This is a genomic window from Pararhodobacter sp., from assembly GCF_034676545.1.
In the GTDB taxonomy this organism is placed as follows: domain Bacteria; phylum Pseudomonadota; class Alphaproteobacteria; order Rhodobacterales; family Rhodobacteraceae; genus Pararhodobacter.
This window is the reverse complement of sequence record NZ_JAUCBZ010000014.1, coordinates 1-22,910: the sequence shown is the minus strand read 5'-3', so window position 1 is coordinate 22,910 and position 22,910 is coordinate 1. Positions and strand designations below refer to the sequence as shown.

Below are 22,910 nucleotides of genomic sequence, written 5' to 3'. Positions count from 1 at the left end.
AGCAATGAGTACATTCAAAATATCCGTCAATCGCAGCACACCGGCGTTGCGACCGGAAGACGAGAATCCCGGATTGGGTGCCAATCTGGCATTTGGATTGCAGCACGTGCTGACCATGTATGGGGGCATCATCGCCGTCCCCTTGATCATTGGCGAAGCAGCCGGCCTGCCTGCCGACGAACTGGGCTTATTGATTACCGCCTGCTTGTTCATGGGGGGCTTGGCAACCTTGCTGCAAACGCTGGGCGTGCCATTTTTTGGCGCCCAACTTCCCCTGGTACAAGGCGTTTCATTTGCCGGAGTGGCCACCATGATTGCCATCCTGAACACAGGGGGAGGCTTGCCAGCCATCTTTGGCGCCGTCATGGCAGCCTCCTTTCTGGGCTTGGTCATTATCCCTGTTTTTGCGCGTGTCATCCGGTTTTTCCGCCCTTGGTCACTGGTATCGTCATCACCACGATTGGGCTGACCTTGATGCCGGTCGCTACCTTCTGGGCGATGGGCGGCAATCCTGGCGCGCCTGACTTCTACAAGGATTTCCCGGAATGGTTTTCCACCATTTTCCAATCCGGAATCAGTTCCGCTGCCGTCGTCGCCATTATCCTGAACATGGTCTTCAACCACGCAGCCGCCAGCAAGTCACTGGCTCAGCCCAGCAGCCAGGCCGAGTCCGAGGGGCTGGACGCCAGCGCCACCAGCCAATCTGCCTCCAGCGCCTGAGCTGGGGTCTGTTTCAAGGCAGCAGGCGGTAACCTAGTGCGCAGAACTAAACGCGGATAATTTCACAATGTGGTATGTGCTTTTATTTCAATAGCTAACAGACACATCTTAATCTAGATTATATAAATTCTAGCCGACTTTAGTTCCATTTTAATCGCCTATTCAATCGATGCTGGTAGGCATCGGAACTAAAGTTGGCAAATTGATGCTGCTGCGGGCCTACTTCGATTTCAATCACCACGAAAGTGTTGAGTGGTGGCCCCTTGACTGTGATTGTCTGTGCTCAATCACCACAGCACTCGCCTTATGCTGAGTCTGAAGTGAACTCTAATGCGATTTATATGTAAACGCTCCATTTTTCCCATGATTGTTCGCGCCCGCTCTGTGGGGCATCGTATCAGTTCTGCAAGCAAACAGGAGAACCGAGGATGTCGACGAGTCGAGGACCAGGGCAGGCCTGGTGGGAAATGCACCTTGACGCGATAGCGCGCGAGGGCATTGGCGCCACGGCCTACGCGCAGCGTGAGGGGTTGCCGGTCTCAAGCCTGTATTATTGGCGCCGGCGCCTCAAAGCCCTGGAGCGGAAGGCTCAGGTGCCCGTCAAGGCGGTGGCTGCGCCGGTTGCGCGCCAGTTTGTGCCGGTCAGCGTGGGTCCGCTCGCCGCTGTCGATCACCCTGTCGCGGCGGATCGCCATGTACTGGTGCTGGGCGCTGGCCTGCGTCTGGAGCTGCCCGGCTTGCCCAGCCCGCAGTGGCTGGCGCAGGTGCGTCAGGCGCTGACTGAGCAGGTGCATTGATGCACCCGGGAGTGGCGATTGGGCAGGTCTACTTGTGCTGCGTGCCGGTGGACTTTCGCAAGCAGATCGACGGGCTGGCCGCGCTGGTGCAAAGCGAGCTGGAACTGGATGTCTTCGGCGATACGTTATTCGTGTTCGTGAATCGCCAGCGCAACCGCATCAAGATTCTGTATTGGCATCGCAACGGCTTTTGCCTTTGGCAGAAGCGGCTGGAGAAAGAGCGCTTTGCCTGGCCCGCGCCAGGCGCGCAAGCGACCGTGACACTCACCCCCAAAGAGTTGGAGTGGCTGTTGGAAGGGTTTGATTTATGGGCGAATTATCCTCATAAAACACTGAAATATCAGTCAGTTATGTGATAATTCTGGTATAATTATGCATGTCTGATCGCCCTGCAGCCACCCCATCCTTCCCCCCTGAGCTCAGCCCCGAAATCGGCGCTGTGCCGACCTCGGTTGAAGCCTTCCAGGCGGCATTGAAAGCCGAGCGCGAAAAGACGCTGGCCGAGTTACGGGCCACGCTGCAGGCGCAGAACGAAACCCACCTTCACGCCTTGCGTTCGGCGATGCAATCCGAGTTCGAGAGGAAACTGCAAGAAGGGATTGCCGCCGGCGTCGCCACAGGGGTCGCCGAGGCGGTGCAACGCATCCTTGAGCAATGGCGCTTGGCCCGGCATCAGGTGTTCGGCCCCAGTAGCGAGTCGCACCAGGGCGAGCTGTTTAACGAAGTGGAAGCCTTGGCCGAGCAGGCCGCTGATCTCGAAGACGCACACGAGGGCGCGCCCGCGCACAACACGCCTCGCCCCAAGCGCGGTCATCGCCGCGCTTTGCCGCCCGAGCTGCCCCGCGTCGAGTTCCTGGTCGATGTCCCCGAAGCAGAACGCCAATGCGCCTGCGGCACCCCCATGGTGCGTATCGGCGAAGACGTGAGTGAACAGCTGGACATCGTGCCGATGCAAATCCGCGTGATCCGCACGGTGCGCCCGCGCTACGCCTGCCCCAAGGGCGATCAGGCACCGGTACAGCAGCCGGCATCGGCGCAGGTCCTGCCGCGCAGCAACTTCAGCGCCGGGTTCCTGGCGATGATGGCGGTGGTGAAGTATGTCGACGGCCTGCCTCTGGCGCGCTTCGAGAAGGTGATGGCCCGCCACCAGGTGGACGTCCCACGCCAGAGCATGACGCGGGCCATGATCAGGCTCGCCCAGGCCTTGCAGCCGCTGCACAATCTGGCCCGCGACACCTTGCTGGATGCGCCCGTCATCCACATGGATGAAACCACGGTTCAAGTGTTGAAAGAACCAGGGCGAAGTCCGACCTCTAAAAGTTATATGTGGGTGCAGCGCGGCGGGCCGCCGGGGCGCACGGTGGTGTTGTTTGATTACGAGGCGAGCCGTTCGGGGCAGATACCGGTACGCCTGCTCGAAGGCTGGCAGGGTTACCTGATGACCGACGGGTACGAAGGCTACGCGCCGGTGGCGCGCCTGCCCGGTGTGGAGCACCTGGCGTGCGCAGCCCATGCTCGGCGCAAGTTCGTCGAAGCCAAACGGGTCAGCCCCAAAGGCAAGAGTGCCCGCGCAGACCACGCGCTGGATCTGTTCGCCCGGCTATATCGTATCGAGGCCAAGCTGAAAACAGCGAGCGATGCGCAGCGCTTCGAGGCGCGCCAGACCCACAGCCTGCCGATCCTGCAAAAGCTGCGTGCATGGTTGGATGAAACCCTGCCGGGGGTCACGCCCAGGAGCAAGCTGGGCGAAGCGTTGGGATATCTGCACAAGGTCTGGCCGCGCCTGATCCGCTATACCGAGTGCGGCGATTTGCCCATCGATAACAACCCCGCAGAAAACGCCATCAGGCCGTTTGTGATTGGCAGAAAAGCGTGGCTTTTTGCGGATACCCCGGCGGGTGCACACGCCAGCGCGGTACTGTATTCGCTGCTGGAAACGGCCAAGGCCAACGGGCGCGAGCCCTATGCGTGGCTGCGCTTTGTGCTGGAACACCTGCCGATGGCCCAAACAGTGGACGAAATCGAGGCGCTGTTGCCGTGGAATACTCATGACCAAGATTTAGCCATGAATCTCGCCGCCTGGGAATAATGGGGGAGATGCACCGCTTACGGGACGTGTCCTGCATGACCCAGTTCATCCGTACGTCTGCGTTCATAGTCCGGACTTTTTTTTGAGCCAATCCAATTCCATCTTCAGGCGCCCGATCTCGCTGTACAAGCGGTCCTCGTCGGCGTGCTCTGCAGGCTTTGGGCCACGCTTGCTGGCAAACAGCGTGGCTGCCTGTTCCTGGATTGCCTTCTTCCACTGGCTGACCACCACGGGATGCACACCGTACTGTTGTCCTATTTCGTTGAGCGTCTTCTCCCCGCGGATCGCTTCCATGCCCACCTTCGCCTTGAATTCTGCGCTGTGAACCTTGCGTTTCTTAACCTCTGTCACGCTGCTTTCCTCCTCGGATTACAGCTTAAACCGCTGTCTCGATTCCGGGGTCCACTTTAGAGGTCAGAAGTGGCATAGTTCAGATTCTTTGCCCAGAAATAACAAGTTTGGACAAAAAAATTTGCGAGAAGTGGCGTACGCTATCTCACTCCGCCGATCAAAGCATGTGTGATGACCATGCGTTTAATAGTGCTATGGCATGGTTTTGGGCAGCTGATCCAAATAGACATCATAAAAGCTTATTTAAACTCACTCAAAGCGAGCAGCATGGTCGGCCAACGTTTGAATATCTTAATGTTTAATGCACTTGGCCTTACCGGTTTCTTGACTGTTTTTTTGCGTTAATTGGTGTGCTCAGGGTCGGCCATATCTGGGTAAGATGGGCGATTATCGTCAGAGCAACATTCGATCAACGTTTGAAGCGCATTAGCAATTTGTTCCAGACTGTTAATTTTCCCGTGTAATTCAGCCATATGAGCCGCAGCGTTTCGTTTTACGTCAGCACTCTGACGTGAGCTGTCACGCCAAAGGCTCAACAACTCATTGAGATCTGCTACCGAAAAGCCAAGATCACGCCCCCTGCGGATAAACCGCAGCACGTGCACATCAGACAGAGAATAGCTCCGATAACCCGACTTCCTGCGGCTCGCGGGAGGGAGCAGTCCGATCCGTTCATAGTATCGGATCATCTTCGTCGAAACGCCGGAGTCTTTCGCCACTCGCCCGATATTCATGTTGATGCCTCCTTTGCATTTACTCAAATTCTGTGTGATGCGGGGATTCGGCCACTGCCGGCGGTGAGTGAAATCAGCGCACGCCGGCCCACTTGGTTGCCAAACTCGTCGTCGCCTCGGTAACACCGGGAACAGCTTTGAGTGCGAGTTCGACTAGGCCCACGCACAATGTACGAACCAGGCCTTCGATCGACAGGCTGTTCGCAGTCGTCAAAACGTCCTTTGGCAGTGTCAGTGCGTTCAATTTGCACCTCCTTGTCGTTTGGTTCCAATAGGTTAAGAAAAAGCATATTGCTTACCATTACCGGAAGGTCAAGAGCAAAAACTCATACGGCGAATCGGATTTTGAGCCCTTGAGCTCTTGCAAGGTTGATGGGGAGGTTGTGGCGCGCGCCACCACGGTAGGGAGGGGAGGGCAAGGATAGTCGCTCGCATGCCAGGGATCTTTTCGTTCTCTCTTCGTTACTTATTGTTGTGAAGACTGTTAACGGCATCATTGCCCTCAAGGCGAAGGTGGTTTTTTACGCTCATTTGCGAGGGATACCGGCACCCAGTACAATCGCTAGTGCAATGAAGAAACTTCTCCTTATTTTTATGCTGCTTATGCTGCCGCTCCAGGCCTCGTGGGGCGTCGTGAGCGAATATTGCCAGCCGGATAGGGAAATTTGCGTCGAGGCTTGTTATAGCGACGATCAAGAGCAGCGTGTATATTCGAGCGACGAGACTCAGCAAACCAGTTCGAACTCGGTGCTTCTGGATCAGTACGAGCATACATGTCACGCGCCAGCGGTTTCGATTATTTCATCTTCAAATCAAACTACTTCCTCGATATCCTCTAGCTCGATCCTTCGGTTTCAAGAAACGCCTTTGAGCTTACCAACCTTCTCTGAACGGCCCGAGCGGCCCCAGTGGCTTTTTCTTGCCTAAGCTGGCGAGCCGCTGATCCGACTTCCCCCCTGATTTACACCTGCGTCTTCAGCGTCGTCGCGTTCAATTAACTTTGGGCGCGAACCCAGCAATTCACTACGGTAGCGCTTAGCCTCGTATGTAACGGACGATACATTGCATATCGACGCTGGGCCCAAATACCGATGTCACCTGGTTACTAACATATTTGTGGACAAGGGTCGACGGTGCTTGAAGTCATCAATTTGGACTGCGTGCGTGGTGAGCGCCGCCTATTTCATCATCTGAACTTTCAGCTTAAGGCTGGCGAATGCCTGTTGGTGCACGGCCAAAACGGCAGCGGCAAAACCAGTCTTTTACGCATGTTGGTAGGATTAACGCCTGCGGCTGGCGGCGCCATTCATTGGCAAGGCAATCCGATCAAGACGCTAGGCGATGACTACCGACGCGCGCTGCTGTATTGCGGTCACCCCATAGGTTTGAAGGACGATCTAAGCGCCATAGAAAACCTCACTTTCAGTATGGCACTGGCTGATGAAGCCGTCACCCTGGAAGCTGCCTATCAGGCCTTGGGCCATGCTGGATTGCGGGGGAGGGAGCATCTGCCTGTGCGCACCCTGTCACAAGGACAAAAACGTCGTGCCAATCTGACCAAGATACTGCTACAGAAACGTACCTTGTGGGTGCTCGATGAACCTCTGACAGCATTGGATGCACAAGCAAGCCTGTGGCTAATCAGTGAAATCGACTGCCATCTCAGCAGTGGCGGGATGGTTGTTTTGACTAGCCATCAGAACATTGCACTAAGCGGTAAAACACAACTTCTACGAGTAGGCCCATGAGCGACGCATTTGGCCTGAGTGTGCTGTGCGGCATGATTCAACGCGATTTAAGGCTAGCCATGCGACGCAAGTCCGATGTGCTGACGCCGCTTTTTTTCTTTGTCATCGTGGTGAGCCTGTTCCCCTTGGGCATAGGAGCAGAGCGCGACACCTTGCGACAGATCGCTCCAGGCATTTTGTGGGTGGTGGCACTGCTGGCGTCTATGTTGTCGCTTGACCGGCTGTTTGAGCAGGATTACGCCGACGGCACCTTGGAGCAAATGGCCCTTTCTCCCGCTCCGCTAGGGATGCTGGTGCTGGGCAAGGTGGTCGCGTATTGGCTATTGACGGGTTTGCCCTTGACCTTGCTGGCTCCGCTGCTGGCCTTGCAATTCGATTTACCAACGCCTTCGTTACTGGTGCTGGCTGCGTCGCTGGCCATTGGTACCCCTGTACTTGGTTTTATTGGCGCGATCGGAGCGAGTTTGACCCTGGGCCTGCGAGGCGGCAGCGTCCTGGTCGCCTTGCTTGTACTTCCGCTTTATGTGCCGGTCCTGATCTTTGGCGCGGGTTCCGTAGACGCTGCCGCTGTCGGTCTGGGGGCTACGGCGCATCTGTCATTGCTGGGCGCCGTGCTGGTTTTAACTGCTTTTTTTGCACCATGGGCCACAACCGTGGCATTACGGATTGCGTTGGAATAATGAGTAAATGAATGATTAATTGGTTTAAGTATTCATCACCCAAAATGTTTTATCCGCTTGCTGGCAAGCTGATTCCATGGTTTGCGGCCGCCGCGGCGATCCTGACAATCATAGGGATGTACGTGGGTTTCTTCATGGCGCCCACCGACGCACAGCAAGGCGAGGGCTATCGCATCATCTTCCTGCACGTGCCGGTCTCCTGGATGTCGATGTTCATTTATTTGGTCATGGCTTTCTGGGCTGCGATAGGGCTGGCATTTAACAATCGTTTGGCTGCCATGATGGCCTCGGCCTTGGCCCCTACCGGCGCCATGTTCACGTTCCTTTCGCTTTGGACGGGCGCCTTGTGGGGCAAGCCCATGTGGGGGACCTGGTGGGTCTGGGATGCGCGCCTGACCTCCGAGCTGATTCTTCTCTTTTTGTACATCGGTTTTATGGCGCTTCAGTCAGCGGTTGATGAGCCACGGCGCGCGGATAAGGCCGGTGCTGTCCTTGCTCTCGTCGGCGTGGTGAATATCCCCATTATTTATTTCTCGGTGCAGTGGTGGAACACCCTGCATCAAGGTGCATCTGTTTCGCTGACGCAAGCGCCCTCGATGGCAATGGTCATGCTGGTCGGCATGCTGATTATGGCCTTGGCGTCATGGATGTATACGGTGGCGATCGTGCTGATGCGCGTGCGCTGCATCATTTTGGAACGCGAACACCATGCTGGATGGTTGGACGAATTGAAGGAGGTAAAGCAATGAATTGGACGAATCCTGCTGAATTTTTTGCCATGGGCGGTTATGGACAGTACGTATGGGGTTCATTCGGAGTCGCCATTGTCGTTCTGTGCGCCGAATGGCTCCTGTTGCGTCAGCGCCGACTAGCGGCTTTATCGCAAGTAAAGCGCCAGTTAATCCTGAGAAAGGAGGAATCTCGATGAAAAATCGCCATAAACGTATCGCCCTCATTGCTGGTGGCGTGGCGGCTTTCGGCATCGCCACAGCGTTAGTTCTCAATGCTTTTCAGAGCAACCTCGTATTTTTCTTCACGCCTACGCAGGTGAGTGCTGGTGAAGCCCCCCAGGAGCGGACGTTTCGCGTCGGCGGCATGGTGCAAACCGGCAGTGTGCAGCGCCAAAGTGATGGGCTAACGGTGAAGTTCGTTGTCACCGATACCGCCAAAATGATACCGGTCAGTTATACGGGAATATTGCCCGACCTGTTTAGTGAAGGCAAAGGGGTGGTGGCTCAAGGCAAGCTCGGGGCCGATGGGTTGTTCCGGGCGGAAGAGGTGCTTGCCAAACACGATGAGAACTATATGCCCCCTGAAGCGCAGCATGCGCTGGATGAGGCCGCCAAGAACATGATTACTGTGAGGCCATAACGCTCATGATTGCTGAACTCGGTCATTTTTCACTCATCCTGACACTATTCGTAGCGCTTGCGCAGGGCTGTTTAGCCCTCGCCGGCGCGGCGCGTGGCAATGCTGTCTGGATCGCCTTTGCTCGACCCGCCGCGCGCGCGCAGTTTCTTTTAATTATTTTTAGCTTCGCGACGCTTGGTTGGTCCTTCATTGTTAAGGATTTTTCGGTGACTTACGTCGCCCAGAACTCCAACTCGCAACTGCCCTTGCTTTACCGTATCGCCGCCGTTTGGGGTGGTCACGAAGGATCGCTCTTACTGTGGCTACTGATGCAAACAGGCTGGGCGTATGCAGTAAGTGTGTTCTCAAAGCAACTGCCTGATGTCATGGTGGCACGCGTATTGGGGGTGTTGGGCCTGGTCACTGCTGGATTCCTGCTCTTTGTGCTGCTCACCTCCAACCCGTTCGAGCGCCTGGTTCCTGCGCCCATAGAGGGGATGGATTTGAATCCTCTGCTGCAAGACATAGGGTTGATATTCCATCCACCCTTGTTGTACATGGGGTATGTCGGATTTTCAGTAGCCTTTGCATTTGCCATCGCCGCGTTGCTGGCCGGGCAGCTCGACTCGACCTGGGCCCGTTGGTCTAGGCCCTGGGCAACGGCAGCGTGGTTGTTCCTGACCTTGGGTATTGCCCTGGGAAGTTGGTGGGCCTATTACGAGTTGGGTTGGGGCGGTTGGTGGTTCTGGGATCCGGTAGAGAACTCTTCTTTTATTCCATGGCTGGTCGGTACAGCTTTGATTCATTCCCTAGCAGTCACCGAAAAACGCGCCAGCTTCAAGAACTGGACGGTACTGCTTGCTATCAGCACATTCTCACTGTCCTTACTTGGAGCCTTTCTGGTGCGCTCCGGCGTGCTGACATCGGTACACGCCTTTGCCACCGACCCGCGCCGTGGCGTGTTCATTTTGATGCTATTTGCCGTGGTGGTGGGCTCGTCCTTGGTTTTATTTGCGCTGCGTGCGCCCAAGGTGGGCATGGGCGGGCGGTTTGAACTGATATCGCGTGAATCTCTCTTGCTGGTGAACAACGTATTGTTGGCCGTAGCAGCAGGGGCCGTCATTCTCGGAACCTTGTATCCGCTTTTCATTGATGCACTCGGGTTAGGCAAGCTTTCCGTGGGGCCGCCATACTTTAATGCCGTTTTCATACCGCTAATGGTGCCCGCCCTGCTTCTCATGGCGGTAGGCCCGGTGGCTAACTGGAAGTCGGCCAAGATAAGCGCTCTGATAAAACACCTGCATGTCCCAGCTGCGGTGGCGCTTGTGATCGGTGTTGGCGCACCGTTCATGTTAGGGCGCTGGTCGGCGCTGGTGGCGTTAGGTCTGGCACTGGCCACGTGGATTGCCACTGCGGTGGTTAAGGGCATCGTTGACCGTATGCGGGCAACGCGCACTGGGCTGCGTGCCCAACCGCGTAGTTGGCTAGGCATGCATCTGGCTCATTTAGGTATTGCTGTGTTCGTAGCGGGAGTGACGCTCGTCATGGGCTATGAGACCGAACAAGATGTGCGTATGACGCCTGGTAGCACGGTAAGTACAGGAGGCTATGAGTTGAAGTTTCTAGGCGTCAATAAGGCCCAGGGGCCTAATTATGTCGCAGAAGTCGGTGACATCGAGCTGTCACGCGATGGTCGGACTTTGCGTCTGCTTCATCCCGAAAAACGCAGCTACATCTCCTCGGAAATGCCCATGACCGAAGCGGCCATTGATGCCAATGGGCTGCGTCACTTGTATATCGCGCTGGGTGAGCCACTCGCCGACGGTGCCTGGAGCGTGCGTGTTTACTACAAACCATTCGTTGATTGGATCTGGATTGGTTGTATTTTAATGGCGCTGGGTGGGCTGTTAGCTATCAGTGATCGTCGTTATCGACTTAAGCGTCGAGAACGAAAGGCCGCCTTGGTGGCAGGAGGAGCCACAGCATGAGTCGCTTTATATGGCCGTTGGTCGGTTTTGTCGTACTGGTTGGCTTCCTGGGTTTCGGTTTGACCCTTAAGCCCAGCGAGGTCCCTTCACCTTTAATTAACAAGTCTGCACCTAATTTCACGTTGCCCCAGCTGGCGTCCCCAGAGGAGACGTTTTCACCGGAAGCGATGAAAGGCAAAGTGTGGTTGCTCAATGTGTGGGCCTCCTGGTGCTACGCCTGCCTTGAAGAGCACCCCGTGATTACGGCTTTAGCTAAAACACACGGAGTGCCTATAGTCGGCCTGAACTACAAGGATATACGTGGAGAAGCTATTGCCTGGCTGGAACGTCATGGCAACGGATATGTGTTATCCGTGTCCGACACGCAAGGGCGCGTGGGTATCGACTATGGCGTTTACGGCGTGCCCGAGACCTTTGTTATCGATAAGGATGGGCTCATTCGTTACAAGCACATCGGTGCAGTAACCGATAGTGCGGTACGCGACACGATACTACCGCTGATACGGGAGCTTGAGCAATGAAACGTTGGTGGCTGACATTATTGTGTGCGGTCATCGCCTTGCCATCGTGGGCGGATAACAGCGCGACGGAAAGGCGCATGTTGGATATTGCTGGCGAGCTGCGCTGTCTGGTGTGCCAGAACGAATCAATCGCGGCTTCGCGCGCCGACCTAGCCGTGGATTTGCGTCAGCAGATACGCGAGCAGATTCAGGCAGGCCGAAGCGATACTGAGATCAGAGCCTATATGGTGGATCGCTATGGCGACTTCGTGCTGTATCGCACGCCATTAAAGCCCACCACGCTATTGCTATGGTTTGGCCCCATGTTGTTGTTGGGTTTTGGCTTCCTTGTTCTGGCGCTCACATTGCGTCGCCGCAAAAGCGACGTGGCTGACACAGTGTTAAGTGACGACGAGCGCAAAAGAGCGCAGGCGCTGCTAGCCCAAACCACAGAAACAGGAACATCACCATGAATCTAATTTTTACCTTGATTGCAGCATTACTACTTGCCGGTGTCACCTTATGGCTGGCGTCAGTGCTGTGGCGTGGACCCAGGTTGGACAGTAGCGTCGAGCATCACGTCGTCAATGCGGCAGTACTGCGCGACCAATTGATTGAGCTGGAACAGGATAGAGACAACGGTATATTGTCTTTAGAGGATCATGCTGTAGCCCAGCAAGAGCTGCAACGACGCGTCCTCGAAGAGGCAACGCCAGCCCATGATACCAAGCTACGACGTCGGAGCAGCAAGCAAGCAGCCATAGCACTGGCTATTGTCCTGCCTGTGGCGGCAACCCTTAGCTATCTGTCCTTGGGCAATCCAGCAGCGATTACGCCGCCATCTGCGCAAAGCGCTTCTGCCGTGACACAAGCCGATGTACAGGCCATGGTGGACTCGCTGGCAGCACGCTTGGCAAGCAATCCCGACGACGCGCATGGCTGGCTCATGCTGGCACGTTCTTATCGCTATTTTGAGCGGTATGCCGACGCAGCGGAGGCCTTTAGTAATGCGGCTAGCGTCATCCAGACAGATCCTTTGGCCTTGTCTGAATATGCTGAAACACTCGCCAGAATCAGCCCTGCAGGATTCAAAGGGGAACCAACGCAATTGTTGGAGCGCGCACTAGCACTCAATCCTAACGAGCCATTTGCCCTGACTTTGGCTGGAGCTGCGGCGCTTGGGCGCCAAGACTATCCGGCAGCTATCGATTACTGGCGACAATTGCTCGGGCAGCTTCCGCCTGATTCTGACGCCGCGCGGGCTGTTGCAAACACCATAGAGCGGACCCGCCAAGAGCAGACCGAAACAGTGACTGCCGAGAACTGATGGATGCTAAATATTAGTCATGAAGAACTCTTTTAAGATAATTGCATGGGCGGCGATGGTGTTAATTTGCGTGATCGCCATCGCGATGGTTTTATTTTTTTATCAACGTAATAATGCCTCGAAAAGCCTCCTTAGTGGTGTCCTTAATGTTTCGGTGGACATAGGTGGACAGCGCTTCATGCGCTGGCATACTCCACGCAAACTGCCTTTGATCGCCTTTCAGGATACGACGGGTAAGACCGTGACCTTGGCCGATTTTCAAGGTCGTGTCATATTGCTCAATGTATGGGCGACCTGGTGTCCTCCGTGCCGGGAGGAGATGCCATCGCTGGATCGGCTAAATGCCAAGCGTGGTGGCCCCGATTTTGAAGTCGTTGCGCTGTCGATCGATCGAGATCCCGATTTGATCAAGCCGTTCTATCAGGATTTTGGCATTCGCACGTTAAAGCATTACGTTGACCCGACAACAAGGGTTTCAGACACGCTGCGTGCGCCGGGTGTGCCAACAACGCTATTGATAGATCAAGAAGGTCGCGAAATCGGCCGGGCGATGGGGCCTGCGGCCTGGGATAGCCCGCAAGTTGAAGCCTTGATTGATGGTGCACTGCTGCACACTCCTACTCTGGATGAGAGGTGACAAGCAATGACATTGGAATCGATTATTTCACAGAGGCTACGCTATGCTTGAATTAACTGTCATTGGGCTATTAACAGCGTTCTTCGCCGGTATTGCTTCCTTTCTCTCGCCCTGTGTCTTGCCACTTGTGCCAGGCTATCTTTCCTACATTGCGGGCGGATCCGCTCAGTTAAGCACCTCTGATTTCGAGGGGCGCTCCGCTCGATGGAGAGCACTAGGTCTTAGTGCATGCTTCGTTGCAGGTTTTTCCATGGTATTCCTGATTTTAGGAGCCAGCATCACCGCAATCGGGCGTTTGTTCTTATCGTATCGCTATGAACTGAATATTGCAGCGGGCGGCGTTATTGTCATCGCCGGCCTGATGATTATGGGCGTGATACGTGCTCCCATGTGGATGCAGCGTTACTACCGCTTCGAGCCCAGTGCAGGCGGCGGAAAACCCTGGTCGGCTACCGTGCTTGGTATGGCGTTCGGTTTCGGTTGGACGCCGTGTATCGGTCCGGTGCTCGGCGGTATCCTCATACTTGGTGCCACTTCTGAGAGTCTTGGACAGGGCGTACTGCTTTTGGGTATTTACGCACTGGGGTTAGGTGTGCCGTTCCTTCTTTCCGCGTACTTCATGACCCCCTTTATGCGTCGACTGGGTTCGTTGCGCCGTGCGGGTCGCTACCTTCAGATAATCACCGGCGCGATTCTGGTGCTGATGGGCATTGCGGTAGCCAGTGGACAGTTGGTGCGGTTTGCAATTTGGCTACTGAAGACCTTTCCGGCGCTTGGGGCGATTGGGTAGTACAGCTTTTATAAAGGAAAATTTCAGATGAAAAAGGTGATTTTGGCAGCAATATTTATGACAACGACAACCTTAGCGCAAGCGGCAAGCAAATCAATCACCATTTATCAAGACCCCAATTGCCGCTTCAGTACAGGCTAGGAGTGACGAGCAATTGAGATCAGAACGAATTGCTGCACTTGTCACTAACTTGAATGTTTTACAGAGCTGGCTGGCTATAAACACACAGGCTCCTCAAGGACTAGCTATAGCAGTATGTCAGCCGTTAACCTATACTAGTTAAATGACCTGGATCAAAGCTTTTGTGTGCATTTTGATCGCGTGGATATCACTATTCGGATCCATCGCACAGGCGACTGTATGCCCTGATATGCCGATGATGACTATGTCTACAGAGGCTCAGGTAGTGGCCGGTCGAGATGTTCATGAAAACCTGCACAATGGGCAAATGCCTATTGCCACGGCCCTGCCGGGGTTTCACAGCGGGGCTTGCATGTCATTGTCATGCATGGTGGCTGTACTACCTGACAGACTTCAATTGGCAGCTATAGCTGTTTTGATGGCTTATGCTGTGCCCAGCAATTTTCTTCCCGATCAGTTTCTTCCAGATGTTATGCCTCCGCCTCCGCGTACGCACAGAATATTTATTTAACGAGTTTTTCCGAATTGGCGCCTGCGTAATCCGCAGGGCCGCGCGTGGAGTTAATTGAATCTAGGAGATATACATGAATACGACGAGATTGCTTATTACATCTTTTACCGTTCTTTTGTTGGGTATGGGGAACGTAGCCTTTGCAGCGACACCTAGCGGTGATAGCACCGTGACCATGCCCAATGCGTCAGGGATGACGCAGGACGGCAATACACCCAGAATGGGCCATATGATGCGTGGTGGCATGGGCGAGGGCGGCATGATGGGTGGTGGCATGATGGGAATGATGGGCGGTTGTCCGATGATGGGCTCAGAAGGAGGGCCCAACGGAAAAGTCATGATGCAGATGCATGGCGAGATGATGCGCTCCATGGGCGAGATTATGATGAAATATGCCGATAAACTTGAAGCACCGTCCTCGTCTACGTCTAAATAGTTAGGCTCGTATAGGCGAAAGAGGCGTCATCCCTTTGCAGCATGGGATGGCGCACAACTTACAGCATCTACTCGACCGGCTCAGTGGAAATATCGGGATATTTTCGAGAAAAATTACTGCTGAGCCTCTGAGCTAGATACTCCCGACCAAAGCTCCATAAATTGGTTGCAAGTGCTCAATTGTTCGACTATAGTAGAAATATGGAAACAAATTCAGTTCTTGAAGCGCTTGCCGCCCTAGCTCACTCGATTCGCTTATCGGTCTATCGCCTCTTGGTGCAAGCCGGGCCAGAGGGCCTGCCCGCAGGGCGTATCGCCGAGTTGATGGAGATACCCGCCTCATCATTGTCCTTTCATTTGAAAGAGCTACACCGGGCAGGATTGCTCGCCAGTCGTCAGGATGGGCGGTCGATTATTTATTCAGCACGCTACGAGACGATGAACGATTTGCTTGGTTACCTCACGGAAAACTGCTGTGGCGGCAATCCGTGCTCTCCCATCACCAGCTGTGACACCTCATTGGAGTCCAAATCATGAAGCGCTTTCATGTCCATGTCGCGGTAGCCGACCTGTCGGCCAGCATCCGCTACTACTCAGCACTCTTTGCAGCCGAACCCACAACGGTCAAATCAGACTATGCGAAATGGGCGCTCGACGACCCACGGGTGAATTTTGCGATCTCCGCCCGAGGCACTTCGCCAGACAAGCTCGGTGTCGATCACCTGGGAATTCAGGTGGAAACCAATGAAGAGCTAGCAGAGATGCAAGACCGTCTGGTAAGTGCGAGCCTGCCTTTGCAGGAGCAAAGCAATATGACCTGCTGCTATGCAAAGTCCGACAAGTACTGGTCTGTTGATCCTCAAGGCGTGGCCTGGGAGTCATTCCAGACGCTGGAGAGCGCACCGACCTATGGCCAGTCTCGCCAGGCAACAGACAGCGGTGGCGTGTGCTGCACACCTGTCTCGAACTCCTTTGACATGGCGCCCAAGGCAGAAAATGCGTGCTGTAAGCCTGGCTCAGCTTGCTGCTAGGGCTCAATGACCCAACCTTTCAAATCACTATCCGATCATGTCTGACAGAACTTTCAATGTGCTGGGCAAAGATTGCCTTCGGGCCTATAGCGCTAGCAGTCAACGAATCGCGGAGCCCAAGGAATGAGCTCAGTCGCGCAAGTAGCCGCTCTCCCGCAGGGCGGCGGTATCAGCTTCTTTGAGCGCTACCTAACTGTTTGGGTGCTGCTTTGTATCATCGCGGGCATCTTGCTCGGTCAAGGCATGCCAGGGGTATTTCAAGGCATCGCGGCTGTGGAGGTGGCACAAGTTAATCTGCCAGTGGGCCTGCTGATCTGGGTCATGATCATCCCCATGCTGATCAAGATCGATTTCGCCGCCATGGGGCAGGTAACCAGCCACTGGCGCGGCATCGGCGTGACGCTATTCGTAAACTGGCTGGTGAAACCCTTTTCGATGGCGCTCTTGGCCTGGATCTTCATACGCCACCTGTTTGCAGGCTGGTTACCCGCTGACCAGTTGGATACGGAGACTAGATGAAGGCATGGTGAGCGGAGATCTGCAAGTGGTTGAATTATGAACCTGCGGCGTTAATGAGGTCAATGTCAGCCACAGCAACCACGCTGTTTGCCATGCTCCTGAACCGGTGGGCATGGCACCGAACCGTAGGAGCAATAAACACAGCAGTCGCCAGGCTTAGGCTTCAGTACGGTATGGCATTGTTCACACTCGTAGAACCACTGGCAGGCGTCGGTCGGCATGCATTCTTTTTTGGCGTACCCACATTCCGGGCAGGTCAACATCGACTCCAGGATAACGGCACTCATTTTGCGTGCTCCATCAATATCGATGGATAGCCTGCGTTCGTCGTAGCTTGTACGAGGGCATCTACGGAGGCCTTGGTACTCTCATACGTGACGGTGGCTAGGCGTTTTTCATAGCTTATAGTCGCCTGACTGACACCCGGCACCTTGGTGAGTGCTTTCTTCACCGTAATAGGGCATACCGGACAGTCCATCGTCGGTATAGATAAAGTAACAGTCGTGGGAACGGCCCAAGCTGGAGCGGTCAGTATGCTCAATGCGGCGGCTACAAGCATTTTTTTCATGACTTCTTCCTTCTAGTAGAACCATGGGGCGACGTAGGGGAACGCAAGTGCGCTCAGCGTTAGCCCGGATACGGTGCCGAATAACAATTTATAGATACGCTTGACTTGCGGTGTGGCACAAACATTCCCAGATGAGCAGACCAGGACAGGTCGCCAGATGCGTCGCCAAGCAAAGAACAACGCTACTAAAGCCGCGCTCACGAAGACAGGCCGATATGGTTCGAGCACTGTCAGATTGCCAATCCATGCCCCCGAAAAGCCTAGTGTGATCAGTACCAGTGGTCCCAGGCAGCAGGTCGACGCCAGGAGGGCAGCGATACCGCTCGCAAGCAATGCGGGATGCTTGGCCTGTGTTGTCGTCGTCGTATTTTTGCTCGTGGAATCTATTTGCATGGTGTAAGCTTACTTCTGTACTTAAGTACAGAGTCAATCAATGAAAAAAACCTCAAAAACGCTGACGGTGGGTCTGCTGGCGCAGGCGGCCGGAATTAATGTCGAGGCTATTCGCTTCTACCAGCGCAAGGGTCTGATGCCTCTACCAGAGCGCGCCTATGGCCGTATTCGCCGCTATACCGACGCTGATCTTGATCGGGTACGTTTTATCAAAGCATCGCAGCGACTGGGTTTTAGCCTGGCCGAAGTAGGCGAACTGCTGAAGCTTGACGATGGCATGCATTGCGAGGAAGCGCGTGAGATCGCCGAGCATAAACTTCTAGACGTACGCGAAAAACTCGCTGATCTGCAGCGCATCGAAAGGGCACTGGATCAACTCGTGGCCCAATGCGGTTCAGCGCACAATGCAGTCAAATGTCCGCTGATTTCAGCATTGCACGAGTCAAGCGAATATCTCACCAAATCCCTGTAGAGTTCGCATGCCTACACCTCATTGGAAGCAGAATTTACATCAACCGGGCGTGATGTCCGCTTTACTGGCGGCGCTGCTTTTCGGAGCAGGGACACCTCTGGCTAAATTATTGCTTGAGAGTGTCAGCCCCTGGCTGCTGGCTGGCCTGCTGTATTTAGGCTCGGGCATTGGGCTTACGCTTTATCGCCGCTTGACGCGCGCGCCAGCAGTGCGGCTACCGCGCTACGAAGTGCCTTGGTTGCTCGGAGCCATTGGCGCTGGAGGCGTGGTCGGTCCCGTTTTGCTCATGGTTGGTTTAACAGGGATGCCCGCATCGGGCGCCTCCTTGCTGCTCAATGCTGAAGGTGTGTTTACGGCACTTTTGGCGTGGTTTGTCTTTAAAGAGAATTTTGATCGCCGCATTGCACTCGGCATGGTGGCCATCGTCGCAGGGGCGCTGGTGTTGAGCTGGCCGGGCGAAGCGCACTTTGCCGGAGTTTGGCCTGCATTGGCGGTGCTCGGGGCCTGCCTGGCGTGGGGGATCGATAACAATCTGACGCGTAAGGTCGCGCTTACTGATGCCACGTGGATTGCTTCGATGAAAGGGCTGGTCGCCGGCATTGTGAATTTGATTTTGGCGTTTATTTTAGGTGCTTCGCTGCCCACATGGCCAAGCTTGACTGGTGCCATGGTGGTGGGCTTTTTGGCGTATGGCGTAAGCCTCGCGTTGTTCGTGGTCAGCCTACGTCATCTGGGCACAGCGCGTACCGGAGCGTATTTTTCAGTCGCACCGTTCTTTGGTGCTGTATTGGCAATTGCTCTGGGCGAATCGGTCACCGTGCCCTTGCTGGTCGCAGGGGCCTTGATGGCCGTCGGGATTTGGCTGCACTTGACTGAGCGCCATAGCCATAGCCATACCCATGAGGCGTTGGAGCATGAGCACCGACATACCCATGACGAGCATCACCAGCATTCGCACGATGTGCCTGTCGCGCCGGGTACAGCGCATAGCCATTGGCATCGTCATGAGCCGTTAACTCATGCCCACGAGCATTTTCCAGACGCTCACCATCGACACAAGCATTGATACCTATTCGTTATATTTGCGGTGAGTTTATAGGGCAATACTGAGTAACCAGCCGCCTAGTCCACACCCCAACACAGTAAGCCAGGGCGGAAGGTGCCAAAACATCAAGGCAACAAGAGCGATTAGCGCCAGTCCAAAGTCGGTGGGCCGATGGATCGCACTGGTCCAAACCGGATCATAAAGGGCAGCCAACAGCAGCCCAACTACTGCTGCATTCACGCCAATCAGCGCAGATCGCATGCGCAGGTTGGTGCGTAACTGCTCCCAAAACGGCAGCGCGCCCAACACGATCAGAAACGAGGGCACGAAGATGGCAATCAGGCAAAGCAGGCCGCCCAGCCAGCCAGTTGGTGCCGCCGTCATTGACGCGCCCAAAAAGGCGGCAAACGTGAAGAGAGGGCCGGGCACGGCCTGAGCGGCGCCATAGCCAGCCAGGAACGTGTCATTGGCCACCCAACCGTTGGGCACGACTTCGGCTTGCAATAAGGGCAAGATGACATGCCCACCACCAAAAACCAAGGATCCGGCGCGATAAAACACATCAAACATAGACAGAGCCTGGCTCGGCCAGACCTGAACAAGCAGAGGCAGCCCGATCAACAGAGCGATGCATAGCGTCAGGAAAAGGGCGCCGGCACGACGGCTTACCGTAATGTCGAGCGGCTCATGCGCCAATCCTTCGGGTGCTTTGAATAAAAACAAACCAGCGAGTCCTGCTGCGATCATCACGCTCACTTGGCTCCAAACGCCTGGCCATACCAGGACTACGCAAGACACGATCGCCATCATGGTCACGCGCAGGGCGCCCGTGCAAAGGTTACGCGCCATCCCCCATACTGCTTGTGCAACAACGGCTACCGCCGCAATTTTTAAGCCCTGCAGTATGCCGCTTGGAATAGCTTCGCCCCACGTTGAAATACCGAGCGCAAAGAGTACGAGCATGACCGCCGACGGAAGGGTGAAGCCCATCCACGCTGCGAGCGCACCGCCATATCCTGCACGAGATAGCCCAAGCGCCAAACCAACTTGGCTACTGGCAGGGCCAGGCAAAAACTGGCAAAGCGCGACAAGATCGGTATAACTGTTGTCGCTGAGCCAGTGCCGGCGGTTAACGAACTCCTCTCGAAAGTAGCCAAGATGGGCAACGGGCCCGCCAAACGACGTAAGCCCGAGCCGAAGAAAAATGAGAAACACTTTCCAGGCGTTGACCCCTTTGACAGGAGGGTCGCAGGTCGTCAATGGCGTCATTTTTCCGCTTGCCCTACGTTTAATTCTGAAAATAATCACCACACAGTACTCGAAGTTCTATGTTGTGTGGTTGCTTTGGTTGGCCTGAAGAATGTGGTAATTTTATCCGTGTTGTTTCCCGTGCCGCGAGTTGGTCAGTTTGTTGAGAGGCCGTGTGTCATTGGTGCCGCAGATATTGGTCGAGATAAGGATAAACTGAGGGGGTGAGCTGGAAGAAGCCTTGTGGGGGCATCAAGCGTATCGCGCAGAGTAGATGTGCGATGAGAGGATTTGCCATGCAGTCAAAGGAACATTGGGATACCGTTTACGCCTCCAAGTCGAGTGATCACGTGAGCTGGTTTCAACCACACGCCAAGTTGTCGTTGAGGCTAATCAACGAAACTGGCATACCTGCCGACGCATCGATTATTGATGTAGGAGGTGGTGCGTCTACATTGGTTGACGACCTTCTGGATGGCGGCTTTTCCAATATTACGGTTCTCGATCTGTCTGCGACAGCCATGACAGCAGCTCAGCAGCGACTCGGTAGCCGCGCGTGTGCTGTCCAGTGGATGGAAGCTAATATCACCGAAGTACAGCTCCCCAAAAATGCCTATGACGTCTGGCATGATCGTGCAGTTTTCCACTTCCTTATCTCGGAGCAGGAGCGCCATGCCTATGTTGAGCAGGTTCTGCGTTCAGTCCGGCCGGGCGGACACGTCATTGTCGCCACCTTTGCCGAGGATGGTCCGACGCGATGCAGTGGGCTGCCGGTCGCACGCTACAGTTCCGAGGAGCTTCATGACGAGTTTGGCGCTTCCTTTACGTTGATGCAGCATGTGAAGGAAGATCACCACACGCCATCAGGGGCCTTGCAAAAGTTCGTCTATTGTTATTGCCGCAAGAGCTAATTTCAGCTGGTCGCGCTTGAGGCGCTGCAAAACAATTAGCACTGTTTGCAGGCCACTGCCATGAGGGCGGGACGGCAAGGTTCGAGCGTCGCCAAGTTACTGACCCACGCCCAGAAGATGACAAAAATGTAATCAAGCTGATGGCAAATTGTCAGCTTTGAGCGTAGCAAAGTATGGCATGATCAATCAGCCTAACCATCGGTTCCAATCTCAGACTCTACGCTGTTTCTAGATGGTGATATCAGTCGGCGTAGCTTAGTACCAAACAGGGAAAGCAGCTGCGCTATGACACCACACGACCACGACCACGAGCATGCTCATCACGGCCAATCGAGTGATTTGAGCGGCGGATCAATGCACGTTGGTGAGACTCATGCCAAACCGGACGCATCCCCGACCTCAGCATTAAAAGATCCGGTCTGTGGCATGGCAGTGACCGAGCAATCGCCACACCATCTGGCGCATGATGGTCAGCCATATTATTTCTGCAGTACGGGCTGCAAAGCCAAATTCAGCGCTGACCCGACCAAATATCTCTCTAAAGGCCAGCCAGAAGAGCAGCACACCGAAGCCGTAGCGCCAGGCACCATCTACACCTGTCCGATGCATCCGGAGATTCGCCAAGACCACCCTGGAAGCTGCCCCAAGTGCGGCATGGCGCTAGAACCGCTGATGCCCTCGCTAGAGGACGATAACCCCGAGTTGGTGGACTTTAGCCGTCGATTTTGGTGGACCTTGCCGCTCACGCTGATCGTCACCACGCTGGCCATGTTCGGACACCAACTGGGCTGGTTTGAGCTGACGACCCAAAGCTGGATCGAGCTGGTGCTTTCCTTGCCGGTAGTGCTTTGGGCAGGTTGGCCATTTTTTGTGCGAGGCGTGCAGTCCGTGATCAACCGCAGCCCGAATATGTGGACGCTCATCGGACTAGGTACATCGGCGGCGTTTATCTATAGCGTCGTGGCGACGGTTGCGCCTGAAGTCTTCCCCGACACGTTCCTATCCATGGGGCGCATCGCGGTGTACTTCGAGGCTGCGGTCGTCATCATCTCATTGACGCTTTTCGGACAAATCCTGGAGTTGAAAGCGCGTTCGCAGACCTCTGCAGCCATCAGGTCACTAATGGGGCTGGCTCCAAAGACCGCTCGGCGGATCGGGGCTGATGGCACTGAAGAAGACGTACCGCTCACCCACGTTCATGAAGGCGATCGCTTGCGTGTGCGTCCTGGCGAGAAAGTACCGGTCGATGGGACGGTCGAGGAGGGCGCGAGTTCAGTAGATGAATCCATGCTGACCGGTGAACCGCTGCCCGTCAGCAAGCGCGTCGGCGACAAAGTGATCGGCGCGACGATGAATACGTCCGGCGCCTTGGTGATTCGTGCTGAGAAGGTGGGCGCGGCCACGGTGTTGGCTCAAATTGTGCAGCTCGTGGCGCAGGCACAGCGCTCCCGAGCGCCTATGCAGCGCATGGCCGATCACGTGGCGGGGTATTTCGTCATGGCGGTCGTTGCCATCGCCATCATCACGTTTTTTGTGTGGGGGCTCTGGGGGCCGCAGCCAAGTTGGGTATATGGCCTCATCAATGCAGTGGCCGTCTTGATCATTGCCTGTCCGTGTGCGTTAGGCCTGGCTACGCCCATGTCGATCATGGTGGCGACGGGTCGTGGTGCGACACATGGCGTCTTGTTTCGTGACGCTGCCGCGATCGAGAACTTCCGTAAGGTGGATACCTTGATCGTCGATAAGACCGGTACACTTACCGAAGGGCGCCCCACATTTGAACAAGCGGTTCCTGTCCAAGGTGGTAGCGCTGACGAGGTACTGCGCCTGGCTGCCAGTCTGGATCAAGGCAGCGAACACCCCTTGGCCGACGCCATCGTGAGCGCCGCGCGAGAGCAGGGCATTGTATTAGCCACGGTAGACGG

At 55.2% G+C, this 22,910-nt stretch carries 29 protein-coding genes and 2 pseudogenes; 24 read left to right on the top strand and 7 right to left on the bottom strand.

What is annotated here, in order from left to right; translation table 11 throughout:
• From VDQ28_RS03345 to tnpC, 5 genes are all read left to right on the top strand, one after another.
• Positions 1 to 469 (top strand): solute carrier family 23 protein (locus VDQ28_RS03345; RefSeq protein WP_323034584.1); only part of this gene is annotated, 469 nt, incomplete at its 5' end.
• A 5-nt stretch (positions 470 to 474) separates the two neighbouring features.
• Positions 475 to 720 (top strand): hypothetical protein, encoded by a 246-nt coding sequence (locus tag VDQ28_RS03340; protein ID WP_323034583.1) that lies wholly within the window; start codon positions 475 to 477, stop codon positions 718 to 720.
• Positions 721 to 1,148: 428 nt separating this feature from the next.
• Complete coding sequence (gene tnpA / locus VDQ28_RS03335) at positions 1,149 to 1,517, top strand: IS66 family insertion sequence element accessory protein TnpA (RefSeq protein ID WP_269360395.1); 369 nt, start codon at positions 1,149 to 1,151, stop codon at positions 1,515 to 1,517.
• Between the two features lie 11 nt (positions 1,518 to 1,528).
• Complete coding sequence (tnpB, locus tag VDQ28_RS03330) at positions 1,529 to 1,873, top strand: IS66 family insertion sequence element accessory protein TnpB (RefSeq protein WP_323034248.1); 345 nt, start codon at positions 1,529 to 1,531, stop codon at positions 1,871 to 1,873.
• Positions 1,874 to 2,079: 206 nt separating this feature from the next.
• Positions 2,080 to 3,606, top strand: a complete 1,527-nt coding sequence (gene tnpC, locus VDQ28_RS03325; RefSeq protein ID WP_416349347.1) for an IS66 family transposase — start codon at positions 2,080 to 2,082, stop codon at positions 3,604 to 3,606.
• 37 nt (positions 3,607 to 3,643) lie between these two features.
• On the opposite strand, the pseudogene VDQ28_RS03320 reads toward tnpC, so the two are convergent.
• The 3 genes and pseudogenes from VDQ28_RS03320 to VDQ28_RS03310 form a co-directional block, all read right to left on the bottom strand.
• Positions 3,644 to 3,957 (bottom strand): annotated as a pseudogene (locus VDQ28_RS03320) (transposase); the annotation flags it as partial.
• A gap of 341 nt (positions 3,958 to 4,298) precedes the next feature.
• Positions 4,299 to 4,691 (bottom strand): MerR family transcriptional regulator, encoded by a 393-nt coding sequence (locus VDQ28_RS03315; RefSeq protein ID WP_323011213.1) that lies wholly within the window; start codon positions 4,689 to 4,691, stop codon positions 4,299 to 4,301.
• Positions 4,692 to 4,764: 73 nt separating this feature from the next.
• Positions 4,765 to 4,935, bottom strand: a complete 171-nt coding sequence (locus tag VDQ28_RS03310) for a heavy metal-associated domain-containing protein (protein ID WP_323034581.1) — start codon at positions 4,933 to 4,935, stop codon at positions 4,765 to 4,767.
• Between the two features lie 889 nt (positions 4,936 to 5,824).
• Here VDQ28_RS03310 and ccmA point away from each other — a divergent pair.
• From ccmA to VDQ28_RS03240, 15 genes and pseudogenes are all read left to right on the top strand, one after another.
• Positions 5,825 to 6,439, top strand: a complete 615-nt coding sequence (ccmA, locus tag VDQ28_RS03305) for a cytochrome c biogenesis heme-transporting ATPase CcmA (protein WP_323011212.1) — start codon at positions 5,825 to 5,827, stop codon at positions 6,437 to 6,439.
• Positions 6,436 to 7,119 carry a heme exporter protein CcmB gene (ccmB, locus tag VDQ28_RS03300; protein WP_323011211.1) on the top strand — a complete coding sequence of 228 codons (684 nt, stop codon included), beginning with the start codon at positions 6,436 to 6,438 and terminating at the stop codon, positions 7,117 to 7,119. Before ccmA ends, ccmB begins: the two co-directional genes overlap by 4 nt.
• 11 nt (positions 7,120 to 7,130) lie before the next feature.
• Positions 7,131 to 7,868 (top strand): heme ABC transporter permease CcmC, encoded by a 738-nt coding sequence (gene ccmC, locus VDQ28_RS03295; protein ID WP_323034580.1) that lies wholly within the window; start codon positions 7,131 to 7,133, stop codon positions 7,866 to 7,868.
• Positions 7,763 to 8,047 (top strand): heme exporter protein CcmD, encoded by a 285-nt coding sequence (ccmD, locus tag VDQ28_RS22550; RefSeq protein ID WP_323011209.1) that lies wholly within the window; start codon positions 7,763 to 7,765, stop codon positions 8,045 to 8,047. The genes ccmC and ccmD overlap by 106 nt, the downstream gene beginning before the upstream one ends.
• Positions 8,044 to 8,490 carry a cytochrome c maturation protein CcmE gene (ccmE, locus tag VDQ28_RS03290; protein ID WP_323011208.1) on the top strand — a complete coding sequence of 149 codons (447 nt, stop codon included), beginning with the start codon at positions 8,044 to 8,046 and terminating at the stop codon, positions 8,488 to 8,490. The genes ccmD and ccmE overlap by 4 nt, the downstream gene beginning before the upstream one ends.
• Positions 8,491 to 8,495: 5 nt before the next feature.
• Entirely contained in the window at positions 8,496 to 10,457 is a 1,962-nt protein-coding gene (locus VDQ28_RS03285; RefSeq protein WP_323011207.1) for a heme lyase CcmF/NrfE family subunit, read from the top strand.
• On the top strand, positions 10,454 to 10,978 hold the full coding sequence (locus VDQ28_RS03280; RefSeq protein ID WP_323011206.1) for a DsbE family thiol:disulfide interchange protein: 525 nt from the start codon (positions 10,454 to 10,456) through the stop codon (positions 10,976 to 10,978). Before VDQ28_RS03285 ends, VDQ28_RS03280 begins: the two co-directional genes overlap by 4 nt.
• Positions 10,975 to 11,430: a cytochrome c-type biogenesis protein gene (locus VDQ28_RS03275; RefSeq protein ID WP_323011205.1), complete on the top strand. Its 456-nt coding sequence runs from the start codon at positions 10,975 to 10,977 to the stop codon at positions 11,428 to 11,430. The genes VDQ28_RS03280 and VDQ28_RS03275 overlap by 4 nt, the downstream gene beginning before the upstream one ends.
• A complete protein-coding gene (ccmI, locus tag VDQ28_RS03270; RefSeq protein ID WP_323011204.1) occupies positions 11,427 to 12,284 on the top strand; it encodes a c-type cytochrome biogenesis protein CcmI in 858 nt (285 codons plus the stop codon). Before VDQ28_RS03275 ends, ccmI begins: the two co-directional genes overlap by 4 nt.
• 19 nt (positions 12,285 to 12,303) lie before the next feature.
• Entirely contained in the window at positions 12,304 to 12,921 is a 618-nt protein-coding gene (locus tag VDQ28_RS03265; protein WP_323011203.1) for a TlpA disulfide reductase family protein, read from the top strand.
• A gap of 43 nt (positions 12,922 to 12,964) precedes the next feature.
• Positions 12,965 to 13,711, top strand: coding sequence for a cytochrome c biogenesis CcdA family protein (locus VDQ28_RS03260; RefSeq protein WP_323011202.1), 747 nt, complete (start codon positions 12,965 to 12,967; stop codon positions 13,709 to 13,711).
• Positions 13,712 to 14,436: 725 nt separating this feature from the next.
• Positions 14,437 to 14,799: a hypothetical protein gene (locus tag VDQ28_RS03255; protein ID WP_323011201.1), complete on the top strand. Its 363-nt coding sequence runs from the start codon at positions 14,437 to 14,439 to the stop codon at positions 14,797 to 14,799.
• Positions 14,800 to 14,999: 200 nt separating this feature from the next.
• Positions 15,000 to 15,335 carry a metalloregulator ArsR/SmtB family transcription factor gene (locus VDQ28_RS03250; protein ID WP_323011200.1) on the top strand — a complete coding sequence of 112 codons (336 nt, stop codon included), beginning with the start codon at positions 15,000 to 15,002 and terminating at the stop codon, positions 15,333 to 15,335.
• Positions 15,332 to 15,829: an ArsI/CadI family heavy metal resistance metalloenzyme gene (locus tag VDQ28_RS03245; RefSeq protein ID WP_323011199.1), complete on the top strand. Its 498-nt coding sequence runs from the start codon at positions 15,332 to 15,334 to the stop codon at positions 15,827 to 15,829. Before VDQ28_RS03250 ends, VDQ28_RS03245 begins: the two co-directional genes overlap by 4 nt.
• A gap of 123 nt (positions 15,830 to 15,952) precedes the next feature.
• Positions 15,953 to 16,336, top strand: a pseudogene (locus VDQ28_RS03240) (arsenic resistance protein); the annotation flags it as partial.
• Positions 16,337 to 16,413: 77 nt separating this feature from the next.
• On the opposite strand, the gene VDQ28_RS03235 reads toward VDQ28_RS03240, so the two are convergent.
• The 3 genes from VDQ28_RS03235 to merT are packed head-to-tail and all read right to left on the bottom strand — an operon-like array spanning position 16,414 to position 17,309.
• Positions 16,414 to 16,635: a GDCCVxC domain-containing (seleno)protein gene (locus VDQ28_RS03235; protein WP_323034579.1), complete on the bottom strand. Its 222-nt coding sequence runs from the start codon at positions 16,633 to 16,635 to the stop codon at positions 16,414 to 16,416.
• Positions 16,632 to 16,916 carry a mercury resistance system periplasmic binding protein MerP gene (gene merP, locus VDQ28_RS03230; RefSeq protein WP_323034578.1) on the bottom strand — a complete coding sequence of 95 codons (285 nt, stop codon included), beginning with the start codon at positions 16,914 to 16,916 and terminating at the stop codon, positions 16,632 to 16,634. Before merP ends, VDQ28_RS03235 begins: the two co-directional genes overlap by 4 nt.
• Positions 16,917 to 16,928: 12 nt before the next feature.
• Complete coding sequence (merT, locus tag VDQ28_RS03225; RefSeq protein ID WP_323034577.1) at positions 16,929 to 17,309, bottom strand: mercuric ion transporter MerT; 381 nt, start codon at positions 17,307 to 17,309, stop codon at positions 16,929 to 16,931.
• Between the two features lie 40 nt (positions 17,310 to 17,349).
• Here merT and merR point away from each other — a divergent pair, with 40 nt between their 5' ends.
• Both merR and VDQ28_RS03215 read left to right on the top strand, forming a co-directional pair.
• Positions 17,350 to 17,781 (top strand): Hg(II)-responsive transcriptional regulator, encoded by a 432-nt coding sequence (gene merR / locus VDQ28_RS03220; RefSeq protein WP_323034576.1) that lies wholly within the window; start codon positions 17,350 to 17,352, stop codon positions 17,779 to 17,781.
• Positions 17,782 to 17,788: 7 nt separating this feature from the next.
• Positions 17,789 to 18,847 (top strand): DMT family transporter, encoded by a 1,059-nt coding sequence (locus tag VDQ28_RS03215; protein ID WP_323034575.1) that lies wholly within the window; start codon positions 17,789 to 17,791, stop codon positions 18,845 to 18,847.
• 27 nt (positions 18,848 to 18,874) lie between these two features.
• On the opposite strand, the gene chrA is transcribed toward VDQ28_RS03215, so the two are convergent.
• Positions 18,875 to 20,095 (bottom strand): chromate efflux transporter, encoded by a 1,221-nt coding sequence (gene chrA / locus VDQ28_RS03210; RefSeq protein WP_323034586.1) that lies wholly within the window; start codon positions 20,093 to 20,095, stop codon positions 18,875 to 18,877.
• Positions 20,096 to 20,355: 260 nt separating this feature from the next.
• On the opposite strand from chrA, the gene VDQ28_RS03205 reads away from it, so the two are divergent.
• Complete coding sequence (locus tag VDQ28_RS03205) at positions 20,356 to 20,985, top strand: class I SAM-dependent methyltransferase (RefSeq protein WP_323034574.1); 630 nt, start codon at positions 20,356 to 20,358, stop codon at positions 20,983 to 20,985.
• A 285-nt stretch (positions 20,986 to 21,270) separates the two neighbouring features.
• On the top strand, positions 21,271 to 22,910 hold a 1,640-nt coding region (locus tag VDQ28_RS03200), incomplete at its 3' end, for a heavy metal translocating P-type ATPase (RefSeq protein WP_416349346.1).

What these genes read in the sequence shown, in the direction of transcription:
- VDQ28_RS03340 (WP_323034583.1), top strand. Translation starts at nt 475, where the DNA reads ATGCCGGTCGCTACCTTCTGGGCGATGGGCGGCAATCCTGGCGCGCCT.
- tnpA (WP_269360395.1), top strand. Translation starts at nt 1,149, where the DNA reads ATGTCGACGAGTCGAGGACCAGGGCAGGCCTGGTGGGAAATGCACCTT.
- tnpC (WP_416349347.1), top strand. Translation starts at nt 2,080, where the DNA reads ATGCAATCCGAGTTCGAGAGGAAACTGCAAGAAGGGATTGCCGCCGGC.
- VDQ28_RS03315 (WP_323011213.1), bottom strand. Translation starts at nt 4,691, where the DNA reads ATGAATATCGGGCGAGTGGCGAAAGACTCCGGCGTTTCGACGAAGATG.
- ccmB (WP_323011211.1), top strand. Translation starts at nt 6,436, where the DNA reads ATGAGCGACGCATTTGGCCTGAGTGTGCTGTGCGGCATGATTCAACGC.
- ccmC (WP_323034580.1), top strand. Translation starts at nt 7,131, where the DNA reads ATGATTAATTGGTTTAAGTATTCATCACCCAAAATGTTTTATCCGCTT.
- ccmD (WP_323011209.1), top strand. Translation starts at nt 7,763, where the DNA reads ATGGATGTATACGGTGGCGATCGTGCTGATGCGCGTGCGCTGCATCAT.
- ccmE (WP_323011208.1), top strand. Translation starts at nt 8,044, where the DNA reads ATGAAAAATCGCCATAAACGTATCGCCCTCATTGCTGGTGGCGTGGCG.
- VDQ28_RS03285 (WP_323011207.1), top strand. Translation starts at nt 8,496, where the DNA reads ATGATTGCTGAACTCGGTCATTTTTCACTCATCCTGACACTATTCGTA.
- VDQ28_RS03280 (WP_323011206.1), top strand. Translation starts at nt 10,454, where the DNA reads ATGAGTCGCTTTATATGGCCGTTGGTCGGTTTTGTCGTACTGGTTGGC.
- VDQ28_RS03275 (WP_323011205.1), top strand. Translation starts at nt 10,975, where the DNA reads ATGAAACGTTGGTGGCTGACATTATTGTGTGCGGTCATCGCCTTGCCA.
- ccmI (WP_323011204.1), top strand. Translation starts at nt 11,427, where the DNA reads ATGAATCTAATTTTTACCTTGATTGCAGCATTACTACTTGCCGGTGTC.
- VDQ28_RS03265 (WP_323011203.1), top strand. Translation starts at nt 12,304, where the DNA reads ATGAAGAACTCTTTTAAGATAATTGCATGGGCGGCGATGGTGTTAATT.
- VDQ28_RS03260 (WP_323011202.1), top strand. Translation starts at nt 12,965, where the DNA reads ATGCTTGAATTAACTGTCATTGGGCTATTAACAGCGTTCTTCGCCGGT.
- VDQ28_RS03255 (WP_323011201.1), top strand. Translation starts at nt 14,437, where the DNA reads ATGAATACGACGAGATTGCTTATTACATCTTTTACCGTTCTTTTGTTG.
- VDQ28_RS03250 (WP_323011200.1), top strand. Translation starts at nt 15,000, where the DNA reads ATGGAAACAAATTCAGTTCTTGAAGCGCTTGCCGCCCTAGCTCACTCG.
- VDQ28_RS03245 (WP_323011199.1), top strand. Translation starts at nt 15,332, where the DNA reads ATGAAGCGCTTTCATGTCCATGTCGCGGTAGCCGACCTGTCGGCCAGC.
- VDQ28_RS03235 (WP_323034579.1), bottom strand. Translation starts at nt 16,635, where the DNA reads ATGAGTGCCGTTATCCTGGAGTCGATGTTGACCTGCCCGGAATGTGGG.
- merP (WP_323034578.1), bottom strand. Translation starts at nt 16,916, where the DNA reads ATGAAAAAAATGCTTGTAGCCGCCGCATTGAGCATACTGACCGCTCCA.
- merT (WP_323034577.1), bottom strand. Translation starts at nt 17,309, where the DNA reads ATGCAAATAGATTCCACGAGCAAAAATACGACGACGACAACACAGGCC.
- merR (WP_323034576.1), top strand. Translation starts at nt 17,350, where the DNA reads ATGAAAAAAACCTCAAAAACGCTGACGGTGGGTCTGCTGGCGCAGGCG.
- VDQ28_RS03215 (WP_323034575.1), top strand. Translation starts at nt 17,789, where the DNA reads ATGCCTACACCTCATTGGAAGCAGAATTTACATCAACCGGGCGTGATG.
- chrA (WP_323034586.1), bottom strand. Translation starts at nt 20,095, where the DNA reads ATGACGCCATTGACGACCTGCGACCCTCCTGTCAAAGGGGTCAACGCC.
- VDQ28_RS03205 (WP_323034574.1), top strand. Translation starts at nt 20,356, where the DNA reads ATGAGAGGATTTGCCATGCAGTCAAAGGAACATTGGGATACCGTTTAC.